Below are 12902 nucleotides of genomic sequence, written 5' to 3'. Positions count from 1 at the left end.
TCAACGACTCCGCCGCCGCAGTCCCCGTGCCGCCCAGGCCCCCGCGAATCCGGCCGCCAGACCCCACAGCAGCGCCAGCCCCAGCGCACCCCACAGATGAGGCTCCAGCAGCACCTGCCCGGACAGCCCCTCGCCCAGGTCACCGATGCCGAGCACCGACAGGCCGATCCGCGCCGAGATCCGCGCCATGGGGCCGATCGCCAGCACCGCCAGCGCCAGCGCCACCGCCAGCCGCACGGCGTGCCGCCAGGCCGGCACCCCGGGCGGTGAGTCGGTGACCATCACACAGGCCGCCGCGGCCACCAGGACCGCCGCGGCCACCAGCAGCCACCACCACCGCCCCCCGTCGTGCTCGACGAGCGTGCCCAGGTTCAGGTCGGAGATGTCCGGGGTGCGCAGCACCTCGTCCAGCACCCGCGGCATGGGCAGCCCGAACGGCCCCTCCACCCTGCCCTCCCAGGTCGCCCCCAGCCCGACGGTCAGCGCCGGCCAGGCCACGTTGGGCAGCCCCAGCAGCACGACGGCGAACGTCTCGGCCGGATGCCCCCGGGTGGCCGCCACCACCAGCGCCACGACGAGCGCGACGGCGACCGAGGCGAGCAGCAGCACCACCGCCGCCCGGGCCGCGGGGCGCGCCGCCGCCTGGAACCGCATCAGCCCGGCCGGCAGCGGCGCGCCACGGGACACCAGCAGCGACACCACCAGCACACCCGCCAGCCACACCAGACCGATCAGGACGGTCGGCAGCACGTCCGCGGCGAAACCGACCACGGGAGTGATCCCGAACAGTTCGCCCAGGTCACCGAGCAGGTCGTCCCCGAGGGAGATCTCGAAGGTGTGGCGCGCGCCCAGGGCCAGTCCGAGGACGGCGAGCAGCCACAGCACGGCCACCCGCGCGGCCCACCCCGCGAGACCGGGCGCGCCCACGACGGTACGGCGGCGCAGCGGGCGCAGGAAGCACCAGCCGATCAGCAGCGCCCCGGTGAGGGTGACGGACAGCGGGATCACCGTCAGACCGCCCTCCGTGCCGACCAGACCGCCGGCGTCCCCGGACAGCCGGACCGTACCCCCGACGGCGAGCACCAGAACGGCCGCGAGCACCGGCGCGAAGGAACCCTCCGGGAGGTCGGCGGCGCCGGCCGCCCAGAGACCCAGCGCCGCCACCGCGCCCATCGCGGCCAGCGGGCCGACCACCGTGACCAGGGCCGGAAGCCAGCCGTGCAGAGGGGGCCGCGGGGGAGAAGGGGAGTGTGCGCTCACGTGTGCACGCTAAGCAGGGCCCGCCCCCGCCGCCCGCCGGGAGGTCCGTCCGCGCGGGTCCTTCGACCTCAGACCGGGTGGTGCCCGCGGGCGTCCCGGACCACCAGGGCGTGGTCGCCGAGACCCAGCAACCGGTCCGCGCTCACCTCGCCCCGGGTCGTCAGCACCGCGCCGAGACGGCCGGTGGACGGATCGAACGCCGCGTCCAGCACCGTCCCGTGCTCCTCGCCGCACTCCGTGAGCACCTCGCTGCCCAGCAGTTCGCGCGGGGCCGGCACCCGGGACGGCCCGGCGGCCGGTCGGACCGCCAGCAGCCCCGGCTCGGCCGCGCGCAGGTCGTCCCAGGCCACCACGGTGCCCCGGCGCCACCGACCGCGCCTGATCCACGCGTGGGTGACCCTGCCGGACGCCGCGTCGACCGTCAGGGACCGCACCGCACCGAGCCGGGCCCCGTCGGCCCCGGCCACGGGCAGCCCGCACACCTCGGAGAACAGCGTCGTCACGGCACGCCGCCCGCCCGGCCGTGGAGAGCGTCGACCCGCGCCACGAAGTCGGGCAGGTCGTCGGTCACGTACGCCGTCACCCGCGCGGGGACGACCAGCGTGCGGCCGGTGATCCGCAGCGCCTCGCCGCCCGGCAGGTACACCTGGTGCCGGTGGTGGCGGGAACCGTGCACCAGGTGCCGGTCCGCGGCCAGCCGGAACGCCACGATCCGGCCGCTCGTGCCGCCCTCCACCAGGACGTCGAGCACCGTACCCACCGGGTCGCCGTCCTCGGTCACCACCTGCGCGCCGAGCACCCGCCCACGCGTGGCGTCCCGCCGTGCCCCGGAGGACAGGGCGAACAGCGCCCCCGCGTCCCTGATCATGACGGCCCGAGGGCCCAGGCAGTGCACCGCCGGCCACGGCAGGTCGCGGGACAGCGGCCCGGACAGCAGCGCCGGCCCGCTGAGGGTGAAACTCGCGATCCGCCGGGCGGACGTGTCGAACACCGTGTCCCGCACCAGCGCCACCGCGTCACCGCCCAGCGTCACCACGGGCAGCGTCGCGAGGCTCCGTACGGCTTTCAGCCCGTTCATGGCGCCCCCTTCGCGAGCCTGGGGCCCACCGGGTTCCCCGGCTCGGGAAGCCGAACATGGATCAGGTGGAGTGCTGCGGCCGACTCGGGGTACCAGGACCGGTGCGGATCGTCCGGCCGACCCGGCGTCGCAGAGGGAAACGCATGACCTATCGCTTGGACGGGGTAGTGATACCGACTGGTTTCGACGTGCCCGTGGAACCGCTGCGGCGGGCGGCGCACTTCACCGGCGAGCAGGGTTGCATCGCCGAGGCACGGCACTTCGCCGTGCAGTTCCTCGAGCAGCTGAGGACCGAGTGGTGCGCCACGATCGACGCGCGCGTGGACGGTGCCGTGCAGCTCGTGGTGAGCGAACTGGTCACCAACGCCGACCGGCACAGCGACGGTCCGTACATCCTGGAACTGGAGGGCACCGACACCTCGCTCACGGTCGCGGTCTACGACAGCAGCGGCACCCTGCCCCGGGTGTTCCCGCGCGATCCGCAGCGCATCGGACGGCACGGACTGGAGATCGTCCGCGCGCTGGCCCAGGACGTGGCCGTCGAGCGCGTCCCGGTCGGCAAACGCGTACGCGCGGTCCTCGACCTCACCAAGGGCTGACTTCTCCCGCGGCTGCAGCCCTCACCGAGGGCTGACGTCCCCCGCGGCCTCCACGCGGTCGGTCCCTCGCACCGGCGCCCCTCTGCCGGATCCGTCCGGCAGGGGCGCTTTCCGGTGTGTGCGTGCCGTCAGGCGCAGCCCAGCTCGCCGAACATGCCGGTACGCAGCCGGGCGATGATCCGCTTGATCAGGCGCGACACGTGCATCTGCGAGCAGCCCAGCCGCTCACCGATCTCCGCCTGCGTGGCCTCCTCGACGAACCGCATGTGCAGGATCTCGCGGTCGCGGTCGCTGAGCTCCGCCATGAGGGGGGCCAGTGCGTGGAAGTCCTCCACGAGGCCCAGCCGCTCCTCCTCGACACCGATGAAGTCGGCGAGGACCGACTCGCCGTTCTCCGGGCCGTCCCCGGTGAGCGCGGCGTCCAGCGAGGAGGAGTTGTACCCGTTCGCGGCGATCTGGCCTTCGATCACCTGCTGCTCGCTGATGTTCATGAGGGTCGCCAGCTCGGCGACGGTGGGCTCGCGGTCCAGCCGGCTGGCCAGCTCCTCGCGGGCCTTGGCCAGCTCCACGCGCAGCTCCTGGAGCCGGCGCGGCACGTGCACGGCCCAGGTGGTGTCACGGAAGAAGCGCTTGATCTCGCCGACGATGTACGGCAGCGCGAAGGAGGTGAACTCGACCTCGCGGGACAGCTCGAACCGGTCGATGGCCTTGATCAGGCCGATCATGCCGGTCTGCACGATGTCGTCCATGTCGTCGCCGCGACCGCGGAAGCGCCCGGCCGCGAAGCGCACGAGGGACATGTTCATCTCGATGAGCGTGTTGCGCGCGTACTGGTATTCGAGGGTCCCCTCCTCCAGCTCCGCGAGGCGCCGGAAGAACTGCCGGGAGAGCTCGCGGGCGTCCCGGGGGGCGACGGCGCGCGCGTCGACCGAGGACGGGAGGTGCTCGCCGTACGTCCCGGCCTTGGTGTGCTCGACGACGTCCCGCTCCTGTGACCGGATCACGGCGGTCCTCATTGCCTCTCCCCACGCACGTCACGGCTGCCATTGCCTGAGCCTCGCGAGTACCCAGGTCCGGCGAACCTATGCCCATCAGTTTTCCGCGTGGCCGGACCGCGCCCAGCACCGCTCGGGGAGACGCGGTGCGCACGGCCGTCACGCCCGCGTTCGATGGTACGGCGCCCGGCGCGGCGCGGCACCACCGGGCGGAGGATCGCCGTCCGGATACCGGCTTCACTCAGGGCGGAATCCCGCTCCCTTGCCCACGGGAGCGGGATTCCTAGGCTGAGGACGTGACCGCTCACCAGCCGAACCACGCCCGTGTCCTCCCCCTGCGCCGCGACCCGGCGCCCTCCGGCCCGGCGGCCCCCCGGCCGGCGGACACGCCGGCCGCGCCGAGAGAGCCGCTGTGGCGGCACCTCGTCGGGGACGTGCTGCGCAAGGAGCGGCAGGCCCAGGAGCGGACGCTCAAGGACGTCGCCGACGCCGCCCGGATCTCCATGCCCTATCTGTCGGAGGTCGAGCGGGGCCGCAAGGAGGCCTCCTCGGAGGTCCTCGCGGCCGCCGCGGGGGCACTCGGCCTCGGTCTCGGTGACCTGCTGGCCCGCACCCACGCGGAGCTGGTCCGGGTCACGTCCCGGCGGACCGCCGTCGGCTCCCGGCCCGTCGTCCGCGACGGCTCCGCGCACAACGGGCTCTGCCTGGCCGCCTAGATCCAGGGCGGGTGCCGTTTGGCCGTCCGGGCTCTCACATGCCGACGAGGCGCCGGGCGAGCACCTCGTCGGCGAGGCCGTACTCCACGGCCTCCTGCGCGGTGAACACCTTGTCGCGGTCCATGTCGGCCCGCAGCGTCGCCACGTCCTGGTGCGTGTGCCGCGACAGCACCTCCTCCACCTGGGCGCGGATCCGCACCATCTCCCGGGCGCGCAGGGCCAGGTCGGACGCCGTGCCCCGCACCCCGCCGGTGGCGGGCTGCCCGAGCAGCACCCGCGCGTGCTCCAGCACGAACCGCCGCCCCGGGTCGCCGCCGGCCAGCAGCACGGCGGCCGTGGACGCCGCCTGCCCCACGCAGTAGGTCGAGACGGGCGCCCGCACGAACGTCATCGTGTCGTAGATCGCCATCAGCGAGGTGAACGAGCCGCCGGGGGAGTTGAGGTAGACCGCGATCTCGCTGTCCGGGGCCTCCGACTCCAGGTGCAGCAGCTGGGCCACGACCACGTTGGCGACCCCGTCGTCGATCTCCGTGCCCAGGAAGACGATCCGCTCCGCGAGCAGCCTGCTGAACACGTCGTAGGACCGCTCGCCGCGCGCGGTGCGCTCGACGACGTTCGGAATCGTGTAGCTCCCCATCAGCGCAGCCCCATCCTCGGTCGCGCGGCCGCCGGCCGGACGTCGTCGAGCGACTCCACCACCCGGTCGACCATTCCGTACGCACGCGCCTGCTCGGCCGTGAACCAGCGGTCCCGGTCGCCGTCCCGGGAGATGGTCTCCGGGGTCTGCCCGGTGTGCTCGGCGGTGATCCGTTCGATGGTCCGCTTGGTGTACTCCAGGCTCTCCGCCTGGATCTCGATGTCCGCGGTGGTCCCGCCGATGCCCCCCGACGGCTGGTGCATCATCACCCGCGCGTTCGGCAAGGCGTACCGCTTGCCGGGCGTGCCGACGCTGAGCAGGAACTGCCCCATGCTGGCCGCGAAGCCCATGGCCAGGGTGGACACGTCGTTGGGGATCAGCCGCATGGTGTCGTAGATGGCCAGACCCGCGTGCACCGAACCGCCGGGGCTGTTGATGTACAGGCTGATGTCGGTGCGCGGGTCCTCGGCGGACAGGACGAGGAGCTGGGCGCACACCCGGTTCGCGGAGACCTCGTCGACCTGGGTGCCGAGCAGCACGATCCGCTGCGCCAGCAGCTGCGCGGCGAGGTGGTCGTCGAACCGGGTCGGCGGGGTGTCGCCGTCCTCGGCCGTGGGCCGGACGGCCGGCCAGGGGCCGGTGGTGAGTGGGGACATGGACGCTCCCGTGGTCGCTCGTCGGATCACGGCCGGGCGGCCGTGTGGGGCCACCGTCGGCCCGCCGCACCGGCCGGAGGGGAGATCTCTGCCCGCGGCAGATTCGCCCCGGGCAGAACGGCCCGGGCGGCCCCGCCTCGCGCCGGCCGGCGGCGACACCGATGAGTTCCGGCGCCCGGACCGGTCTGCCCCCGTGACCGGTTCCCACGAGGGGCACCGCACCCGGGAGGTACTCATGGACACCGACGGATTCACCACCTGCCTCTGGTTCGACGGCCAGGCCGAGGAGGCCGCGCGGTTCTACGTCTCCGTCTTCGGCAACTCCAAGCTCGGCGACGTCGTCCGCAACACCGGCGCCGTGCCCGGCGAGGAGGGCTCCGTACTCACCGTGGAGTTCACGGCCAACGGCCAGAAGTTCGTCGCCCTGAACGGCGGACCGGAGTTCACGTTCAACGAGGCGATCTCCTTCCAGCTCGAGTGCGACGACCAGGACGAGATCGACCACTACTGGGAGAAACTGGTCGAGGGCGGCGGCGAGCACGGCCCGTGCGGCTGGCTCAAGGACCGGTACGGCGTCTCCTGGCAGGTCAACGCCAAGCGGCTCACGCAGATGATCGGCGACCCGGACCGCGAGAAGGCGGACCGCGCGTTGAAGTCCATGATGACCATGGGCAAACTGGACATCTCGGAGCTGGAGAAGGCGTACGCGGGCGAGGCGTGAGGCCGGCGCGAGGCGTGAGGCCGACGCGGGGCGTGGCCGCGGACCACGCCCCTCCGCCCGCCCGGTCCGCACGCCGTGAGGAAGGAATCAGATGTCCACCCCTGATCTCCCCGACGCCATCCGTACGTTCGTCGAGGCCACCAACCGCGGTGACAGCGACGCCTTCGTGGCCGCTTTCACCGAGGACGCCTACCTCAACGACTGGGGACGCGAGTTCCACGGCCATGACGGAGTGCGGTCCTGGAACGGCACGGACAACATCGGCGTCCAGTCGCACTTCGGCACGGAGGGGGTCGAACCCGGCCCCGACCCAGACAGCTATGTCGTCACGCTCGCGGTCACCGGGAACGGATACAACGGAACGGGCCCGATGACCTTCCACCTGCGTGACGGCCTGATCGCGAGCGTGCGGATCGGCTGAGCGGACGGGGCCGGCCCGCCCTCCACACCCTCAGCCGGGCACACCCACGGGCTTGAAGTGGACGGGGAGCCAGGTGTACCCGTCGCCGGCGCGCCGCACATGACCCAGGCCGGGGAACGGCAGATGGGACGCGGCGACCCACCAGCCGTGCGCCGAGACGTTCTCCAGCACCCCGGCACGCGCCTCGACCGCGCGGAACTCGTCACTGTCGATGGCGATCGACACGTGGGGGCAGGGCAGCTGCACTGTGTGGCTGTGCACGGTGTCGCCGCAGAAGAGGACCGGCTGGTCTCCTTCGCCGAAGAGATATCCGCTGTGACCGGCGGTGTGGCCCCGTTGGTCGACGGAGCGAACGCCGGGCAGGGTGTCGAGGCTGTCGAACGCGTCGCCCCGGCCGGTGGCCGGACAGGGCCGCAACGCGTCGGCCGCCGTGTTGTGGATCACCTTGTGGACGCCCTTCGCTCATCTTCAGCGGGGCGGAGGAGAACACCGGGTCCGCCGAGCGGCTGCGCCTCCCGGCCACGCCGGACCAAGGCCTCGTTCGGACCGGCGCGGACGCCTTCCCGCCCGGCGCGCGGGTCCGGGCGGCCGTGGCTAGCGTGAGGGGACGAGCGAACCGTCGACGCGGAGGGCCGCAGCCATGGCCGTACCACCCGAAGGAACACCGTGCTGGGCCGACGCGATGTTCGAGGATCTCGACGCGGCCAAGGACTTCTACGGCGACGTCCTCGGCTGGACCTTCGGCGAGACGTCGTCCGAGCACGGGAACTACACCCAGGCCTACGCCGACGGCAAGGCGGTGGCCGCCGTCGTACCGCCCATGCCCGGGCAGGAGGGCACCTCCCAGTGGTGCCTGTACTTCGCCGCCCGGGACGCCTCCGCCACCGCCGCCCGGATCCGGGACAACGGCGGAGAACTGCTCATGGAGCCCATGCAGGTCGCCGACTACGGCACGATGTGCCTGGCCCGCGACCCGGGCGGCGTCGTGTTCGGCGTGTGGCAGGCCGGTGCCCACGAAGGCTTCCAGGCGGTCGCCGAACCGGGCGCGTACTGCTGGGCGGAGGTCTTCACCCGCGAACCGGAGAAGGCCGACGCGTTCTTCCCCGCCGTCTTCTCCTACCGCGCCAAGCAGCTGGAGGGCGAGATGGACTTCCGGGTCTACGACCTGGGGGAGCGCAGCGTCCTCGGCAGGATGCGGATGACCGACGACTTCCCGCCAGAGGTGCCGCCGTACATCAACGTCTACTTCACCGTCGCCGACTGCGACGAGGCGGTCGCCCGCGCGACCGCGCGCGGCGGGGTGCTGCGGTTCGGGCCGATGGACACGCCCTTCGGACGGTTCGCGGCGATCAGCGACCCGCAGGGCGCGAACTTCTCGGTGCTCGACATCACCACCACGGCGGGGGAGATGCCGAAGACCACCGACGTCGGCTGAGCGGGACCGGCGCACCCCCGCGGCCGTGGCATGATCGGGCGCATGGGTGAACGTGTGGTGGCCGCGTGCGACGGGGCCTCGAAGGGAAACCCCGGGCCCGCCGGCTGGGCCTGGGTGGTCGCCGACTCCTCCGGGACACCGGAGCGCTGGGAGGCCGGCGCGCTCGGCACCGCCACCAACAACGTCGCCGAACTCACCGCCCTGGAGCGGCTGCTGGCCGCCACCGACCCCGGCGTGCCGCTGGAGGTCCGGATGGACTCGCAGTACGCCATGAAGGCCGTCACCACCTGGCTGCCCGGCTGGAAGCGCAACGGCTGGCGCACCGCGGCCGGCAAGCCGGTCGCCAACCAGGAGCTCGTGGTCCGCATCGACGGGCTGCTGCAGGACCGCCCGGTGGAGTTCCGCTACGTCCCCGCCCACCAGGTCGACGGCGACCGGCTCAACGACTTCGCCGACCGCGCCGCAAGCCAGGCGGCCTCCGCCCAGCAGGACGCCGGCAGCGCTCAGGGATCCCCCGAGCCGCCGCCGTCCGCCCCGCGCCCGGCGGGCGGCACGGCCCGCCGCGCCTCCGGCGGCGCCAAGACGTCCCGGCGCTCCGGGGGGTCCTCGGCGCGCACCATCAAGGCGAAGTTCGCCGGGCGCTGCCCGTGCGGACGGACGTACGCGGCCGGTGAGCCCATCGCCAAGAACGACAAGGGCTGGGGCCACCCCGAGTGCCGGACGGCCGTGACCGCCTGAGCAGCCCGAACGGGGGAGCCGCCGGTCGCCGGACCGGAGCGGATGACAGACTGACCGCCATGGAAGAGCGCACTTTCGACAGGTCGGGACAGCACGCCTCGGTGATCGGTCTCGGCACATGGCAACTCGGGGCGGACTGGGGAGACGTCGACGACAAGGAGGCCCTCGCGGTACTGGAGGCCGCCGCCGAGTCGGGCGTCACCTTCTTCGACACCGCCGACGTCTACGGCGACGGGCGCAGCGAGCAGACCATCGCGTCGTTCATCGGCGGACGGCCCGACCTGCACGTGCTGGTCGCCACCAAGATGGGCCGCCGCGTCGACCAGATCCCGGAGAACTACGTCCTGGACAACTTCCGCGCCTGGAACGACCGCTCCCGGCGCAACCTGGGCGTGGACCGCATCGACCTGGTGCAGCTGCACTGCCCGCCCACGCCCGTCTACTCCACCGACGAGGTCTTCGACGCCCTCGACACCCTCGTCGAGGAGGAGCGGATCGCCGCCTACGGCGTGAGCGTGGAGACCAGCGCCGAGGCCCTGACCGCCATCGCCCGGCCGAACGTGGCCAGCGTGCAGATCATCCTCAACCCGTTCCGCATGAAGCCGCTGCCCGAGGTGCTCCCCGCCGCGCGGGAGGCGGGCGTCGGCATCATCGCCCGGGTCCCGCTCGCCTCGGGTCTGCTGTCCGGCAAGTACACCAAGGACACCGTCTTCGCGGAGAACGACCACCGCTCGTTCAACCGGCACGGCGAGGCCTTCGACCAGGGGGAGACGTTCTCCGGCGTGGACTACGCGACCGGTGTCGAGGCGGCCGCCGAGTTCTCGGCACTGGCCCCCGAGGGGTACACGCCGGCCCAGCTGGCGCTGCGCTGGATCGTCCAGCAGCCCGGCGTGACCACCGTCATCCCGGGCGCCCGCTCACCCGAGCAGGCCCGCGCCAACGCCGCGGCCGCCCGCCTGCCGGAGCTGTCCGACGCGACCCTCGCCGCGATCGCCGACCTGTACGACCGGCGGATCCGCGAGCAGGTCGAGGGCCGCTGGTAGGGGAGCGGGTCACGAGCGGCGGGAGCGGCTGCTCAGGATTCGAGGAGCAGCTGACGCTCCTGCTCCTGGTCACCGGCGACGGCGCCCTCGTCGCGGCTCGTGAAGGACCGCGACAGCGTGTCGCTCGCCCGGCGCACCGCCTCCGGGCTGCCCTGCACCGTGACGGTCACCGGCTCCGACAGGGGCCTGGTGTCCGTCTGCCCGGAGGCGTCCCCCTGCCCCTCCCCGGTGAACGTCGCCATACGGACCGTCGCGTCCGTGTCCGAGGGCCGCTCCTGCGGCGGTCCGAAGGTGGCTTCCAGCGCCCCGACGACCGCCCGGGCGTCCTCGGTGTCCCCGCCGCTGAGTGTCACGGTGAGCTGGGTGTCCGACATGTGTCCCACTTTCCTCGGGCCTGGGTCGTGTCGCCGACCGTGTAACCGTGCCCCGCGCCGCCAAACCGGCGGTGGGAGGACGCCCCCTTTCGGGGAAACCGGATGGGAAGGCCAGGGGAGAGCTATCCGAAGGAGGCACCGTGCCGGACACGGAGCGGGGCGAGAACAGGCGCCGGGGGCGGAACGAGACGGAGGAGGAGAGAGCGGACCGGATGTGGACCGAGCTCATCCAGGAGGTCCGCGTCGCCCAGATGGGCGTACAGATCCTGTTCGGCTTCCTTCTGACGGTCGTGTTCACCCCGACGTACGAGGACCTGTCCGGCACCGACAAGACCATCTACATCGTCACGGTGGTCCTGGGCGCCTGTGCGACCGGGGCGCTGATCGGCCCGGTGTCCCTGCACCGGCTCGTGAGCGGACGGCGCATCAAGCCGCAGGCCGTGCGGTGGGCCTCCCGGCTCACCCTGCTCGGGCTGGCGCTCCTGCTGGTCACCACCAGTTCGTCGCTGCTGCTGATCCTGCGCGTGGCCACCCACGACGACTTCGTCCCGTACCTCGTGGCCGGGGTGGTGTGCTGGTACCTGCTGTGCTGGTTCGGGCTGCCGATGTGGGCCCGCTACCGCCACACCAGCCGCTGACGCGGAGGGCTGAGCGGGCTGGCGGCCGTACTTTCCGTCAGCTCCCGGCGAAGACGTCGGCGAGGAAGTCGTCCACGCGCACCTCCTCGCACCCCGGCGGCACCATCCGGTGGGTCTCGTGCAAAAACTCCCCGACCGCCTCCGCCCAGGCGAACACCACCGCGTGGTGCCGGCCGCCGTCGGCGCGAGCCTCGCCCAGGAACTCCATCCTCAGCTCCCGCCCCACCCCGCGGGCCTGCGGGCGCAGCCGTACGTCCCCGATGCCGACCGGCCGGGTCAGGCCGTCGGTGACCATCTCCCGGTCCAGCTGCCAGCGTGCCAGGACGCGCCCGTCGAGACTGAAGACGACGGTGACGGCGAACGGGTCCGACGGGTCGTAGCTCAGGTGGGCGAGCACGGGAAAACGTTCCGTGTCGCCTGCCTGGAGCTCCACCACCAGGGTTTTGTGCACGAACGAGTTCACGAGGTGCCTCCGGGACGTACCGACGTAGAGCCCTCTAGTACCCCGGTTCCGCGCAAGATGCTCAGCTCTCCGGGTGAATCTGTCACCGGCCCGGGACGGAGGGTCAGGCGAAGGCCTCCCGGAGCGCCGGCAGCAGCGTCTTCTCCGACCAGTCCAGGAACGCCGGCTGCGACTCACCGCCGATCTGGACCAGGGCGATCTCGGTGAAACCGGCCTCGGCGTAGGGGCGGACCGCCTCGACGAAGTCCTCCGGGTCGCTGCCGCACGGGATGGACGCGGCGACGTCGTCGGTCCGTACGAACTGGGTCGCCGAGGCGAAGGAGTCCGGGTGCGGCAGCTCGGAGTTCACCTTCCAGCCGTTGCCGAACCAGCGGAACTGGGCGTGCGCGCGCTCCACGGCCGTGTCCCGGTCCGGGTCGTAGCTCACCGGCAGCTGCCCCACCCGCGGCTTGCCCTCGCCGCCGTGCTCGTCGAACATCTCCAGCAGCTTCGGCTTCGGCTCGGTGGCGATCACCAGGTCGGCGTGGTGCCCCGCGAGGGCGCACGACCGCTTGCCCGAGACCGCGATCCCGATCGGCGGCGGCTGGTCCGGCAGGTCCCACAGCTTCGCCGACTCCACGTCGAAGTGCTCGCCCCGGTAGTTCACATGACCGCCCTCGAACAGGGCGCGGATGATCTCCACCGCCTCCTCGAGCATCTCGTGGCGTACGTCCACCGGCGGCCAGCCGCCGCCCACCACGTGCTCGTTGAGGTTCTCTCCCGAGCCCAGTCCCAGACGGAACCGGCCCCCGGACAGCAGCTGCATCGTCGCCGCCTTCTGCGCCACCACCGCCGGGTGGTAGCGCTTCGTCGGACACGTCACGTACGTCATCAGCGGGATCCGCGAGGTGGCCTGCGCGGCCGCGCCCAGGACGCTCCACGCGTACGGCGAGTGCCCCTGCTCGGCAAGCCACGGGAAGTAGTGGTCCGAGGTCACCGAGAAGTCGAAGCCGGCCTCCTCGGCGCGCACCACGTGCTCCACGAGTTCACGCGGCCCGGCCTGCTCGGTCATCATCGTGTATCCGATTCGCACCATGGTGTCCGGGTCCCCCACGGCGACCGGCGAAAACGATGGATCACCCGGCGGTG

General features: G+C 72.5%; 18 protein-coding genes. 8 read left to right on the top strand and 10 right to left on the bottom strand.

Annotation, left to right across the window (positions count from 1 at the left end; genetic code table 11):
- From B100_RS0118735 to B100_RS0118725, 3 genes are all read right to left on the bottom strand, one after another.
- Nucleotides 1–1260, bottom strand: a complete 1260-nt coding sequence (locus tag B100_RS0118735; protein WP_024885966.1) for a streptophobe family protein — start codon at nt 1258–1260, stop codon at nt 1–3.
- Between the two features lie 68 nt (nt 1261–1328).
- The gene (locus B100_RS0118730; protein ID WP_078541003.1) at nt 1329–1763 is read right to left on the bottom strand and encodes a PRC-barrel domain-containing protein; all 435 of its coding nucleotides are present in this window, start codon (nt 1761–1763) and stop codon (nt 1329–1331) included.
- Nucleotides 1760–2338 carry a PRC-barrel domain-containing protein gene (locus B100_RS0118725; protein WP_024885964.1) on the bottom strand — a complete coding sequence of 193 codons (579 nt, stop codon included), beginning with the start codon at nt 2336–2338 and terminating at the stop codon, nt 1760–1762. Before B100_RS0118725 ends, B100_RS0118730 begins: the two co-directional genes overlap by 4 nt.
- Before the next feature lie 143 nt (nt 2339–2481).
- Here B100_RS0118725 and B100_RS0118720 point away from each other — a divergent pair, with 143 nt between their 5' ends.
- Nucleotides 2482–2937, top strand: coding sequence for an ATP-binding protein (locus B100_RS0118720; protein WP_024885963.1), 456 nt, complete (start codon nt 2482–2484; stop codon nt 2935–2937).
- Nucleotides 2938–3065: 128 nt separating this feature from the next.
- Here B100_RS0118720 and B100_RS0118710 read toward each other — a convergent pair whose 3' ends face one another.
- Nucleotides 3066–3953 carry a SigB/SigF/SigG family RNA polymerase sigma factor gene (locus tag B100_RS0118710; RefSeq protein ID WP_024885962.1) on the bottom strand — a complete coding sequence of 296 codons (888 nt, stop codon included), beginning with the start codon at nt 3951–3953 and terminating at the stop codon, nt 3066–3068.
- A gap of 275 nt (nt 3954–4228) precedes the next feature.
- On the opposite strand from B100_RS0118710, the gene B100_RS0118705 reads away from it, so the two are divergent.
- Nucleotides 4229–4648, top strand: a complete 420-nt coding sequence (locus B100_RS0118705) for a helix-turn-helix domain-containing protein (RefSeq protein ID WP_024885961.1) — start codon at nt 4229–4231, stop codon at nt 4646–4648.
- Between the two features lie 34 nt (nt 4649–4682).
- Here B100_RS0118705 and B100_RS0118700 read toward each other — a convergent pair whose 3' ends face one another.
- Together B100_RS0118700 and B100_RS0118695 are read right to left on the bottom strand one after the other, a co-directional pair.
- Nucleotides 4683–5285: a ClpP family protease gene (locus tag B100_RS0118700; protein WP_024885960.1), complete on the bottom strand. Its 603-nt coding sequence runs from the start codon at nt 5283–5285 to the stop codon at nt 4683–4685.
- The gene (locus tag B100_RS0118695) at nt 5285–5941 is read right to left on the bottom strand and encodes an ATP-dependent Clp protease proteolytic subunit (protein ID WP_024885959.1); all 657 of its coding nucleotides are present in this window, start codon (nt 5939–5941) and stop codon (nt 5285–5287) included. The genes B100_RS0118700 and B100_RS0118695 overlap by 1 nt, the downstream gene beginning before the upstream one ends.
- A gap of 235 nt (nt 5942–6176) precedes the next feature.
- Here B100_RS0118695 and B100_RS0118690 point away from each other — a divergent pair, with 235 nt between their 5' ends.
- Together B100_RS0118690 and B100_RS0118685 are read left to right on the top strand one after the other, a co-directional pair.
- A complete protein-coding gene (locus tag B100_RS0118690; protein WP_024885958.1) occupies nt 6177–6662 on the top strand; it encodes a VOC family protein in 486 nt (161 codons plus the stop codon).
- Between the two features lie 91 nt (nt 6663–6753).
- Entirely contained in the window at nt 6754–7083 is a 330-nt protein-coding gene (locus tag B100_RS0118685; protein WP_024885957.1) for a nuclear transport factor 2 family protein, read from the top strand.
- A 30-nt stretch (nt 7084–7113) separates the two neighbouring features.
- Here the strand turns inward: B100_RS0118685 and B100_RS0118680 are convergent, their stop codons facing one another.
- Entirely contained in the window at nt 7114–7527 is a 414-nt protein-coding gene (locus B100_RS0118680) for a hypothetical protein (RefSeq protein WP_024885956.1), read from the bottom strand.
- A gap of 196 nt (nt 7528–7723) precedes the next feature.
- Between B100_RS0118680 and B100_RS0118675 the strand changes: the two genes are divergently transcribed.
- Genes B100_RS0118675 through B100_RS0118665 form a run of 3 tightly spaced genes read left to right on the top strand, consistent with a single transcriptional unit; the run spans nt 7724 to nt 10299 of the window.
- Nucleotides 7724–8518 carry a VOC family protein gene (locus tag B100_RS0118675; protein WP_024885955.1) on the top strand — a complete coding sequence of 265 codons (795 nt, stop codon included), beginning with the start codon at nt 7724–7726 and terminating at the stop codon, nt 8516–8518.
- Nucleotides 8519–8548: 30 nt separating this feature from the next.
- The gene (locus B100_RS0118670; protein ID WP_037723062.1) at nt 8549–9256 is read left to right on the top strand and encodes a ribonuclease H family protein; all 708 of its coding nucleotides are present in this window, start codon (nt 8549–8551) and stop codon (nt 9254–9256) included.
- Nucleotides 9257–9315: 59 nt separating this feature from the next.
- The gene (locus B100_RS0118665; RefSeq protein ID WP_024885953.1) at nt 9316–10299 is read left to right on the top strand and encodes an aldo/keto reductase; all 984 of its coding nucleotides are present in this window, start codon (nt 9316–9318) and stop codon (nt 10297–10299) included.
- 32 nt (nt 10300–10331) lie between these two features.
- Here the strand turns inward: B100_RS0118665 and B100_RS0118660 are convergent, their stop codons facing one another.
- A complete protein-coding gene (locus tag B100_RS0118660) occupies nt 10332–10673 on the bottom strand; it encodes a hypothetical protein (RefSeq protein WP_024885952.1) in 342 nt (113 codons plus the stop codon).
- Between the two features lie 140 nt (nt 10674–10813).
- Between B100_RS0118660 and B100_RS0118655 the strand changes: the two genes are divergently transcribed.
- Entirely contained in the window at nt 10814–11311 is a 498-nt protein-coding gene (locus B100_RS0118655) for a DUF6328 family protein (RefSeq protein ID WP_024885951.1), read from the top strand.
- Nucleotides 11312–11348: 37 nt separating this feature from the next.
- Here B100_RS0118655 and B100_RS0118650 read toward each other — a convergent pair whose 3' ends face one another.
- Together B100_RS0118650 and B100_RS0118645 are read right to left on the bottom strand one after the other, a co-directional pair.
- Entirely contained in the window at nt 11349–11774 is a 426-nt protein-coding gene (locus tag B100_RS0118650; RefSeq protein ID WP_024885950.1) for an SsgA family sporulation/cell division regulator, read from the bottom strand.
- A 103-nt stretch (nt 11775–11877) separates the two neighbouring features.
- Entirely contained in the window at nt 11878–12849 is a 972-nt protein-coding gene (locus B100_RS0118645) for an LLM class F420-dependent oxidoreductase (RefSeq protein WP_024885949.1), read from the bottom strand.
- Between the last annotated feature and the right edge of the window lie 53 nt (nt 12850–12902).

The organism is Streptomyces sp. CNH189, assembly GCF_000527195.1.
This window is presented reverse-complemented; position numbering and strand designations above follow the sequence as displayed.

Excerpts from the sequence above, each read along its gene's own strand:
- B100_RS0118725 (WP_024885964.1), bottom strand. The coding sequence starts at position 2,338 with ATGAACGGGCTGAAAGCCGTACGGAGCCTCGCGACGCTGCCCGTGGTG.
- B100_RS0118720 (WP_024885963.1), top strand. The coding sequence starts at position 2,482 with ATGACCTATCGCTTGGACGGGGTAGTGATACCGACTGGTTTCGACGTG.
- B100_RS0118710 (WP_024885962.1), bottom strand. The coding sequence starts at position 3,953 with ATGAGGACCGCCGTGATCCGGTCACAGGAGCGGGACGTCGTCGAGCAC.
- B100_RS0118700 (WP_024885960.1), bottom strand. The coding sequence starts at position 5,285 with ATGGGGAGCTACACGATTCCGAACGTCGTCGAGCGCACCGCGCGCGGC.
- B100_RS0118695 (WP_024885959.1), bottom strand. The coding sequence starts at position 5,941 with ATGTCCCCACTCACCACCGGCCCCTGGCCGGCCGTCCGGCCCACGGCC.
- B100_RS0118690 (WP_024885958.1), top strand. The coding sequence starts at position 6,177 with ATGGACACCGACGGATTCACCACCTGCCTCTGGTTCGACGGCCAGGCC.
- B100_RS0118685 (WP_024885957.1), top strand. The coding sequence starts at position 6,754 with ATGTCCACCCCTGATCTCCCCGACGCCATCCGTACGTTCGTCGAGGCC.
- B100_RS0118675 (WP_024885955.1), top strand. The coding sequence starts at position 7,724 with ATGGCCGTACCACCCGAAGGAACACCGTGCTGGGCCGACGCGATGTTC.
- B100_RS0118670 (WP_037723062.1), top strand. The coding sequence starts at position 8,549 with ATGATCGGGCGCATGGGTGAACGTGTGGTGGCCGCGTGCGACGGGGCC.
- B100_RS0118665 (WP_024885953.1), top strand. The coding sequence starts at position 9,316 with ATGGAAGAGCGCACTTTCGACAGGTCGGGACAGCACGCCTCGGTGATC.
- B100_RS0118660 (WP_024885952.1), bottom strand. The coding sequence starts at position 10,673 with ATGTCGGACACCCAGCTCACCGTGACACTCAGCGGCGGGGACACCGAG.
- B100_RS0118645 (WP_024885949.1), bottom strand. The coding sequence starts at position 12,849 with ATGGTGCGAATCGGATACACGATGATGACCGAGCAGGCCGGGCCGCGT.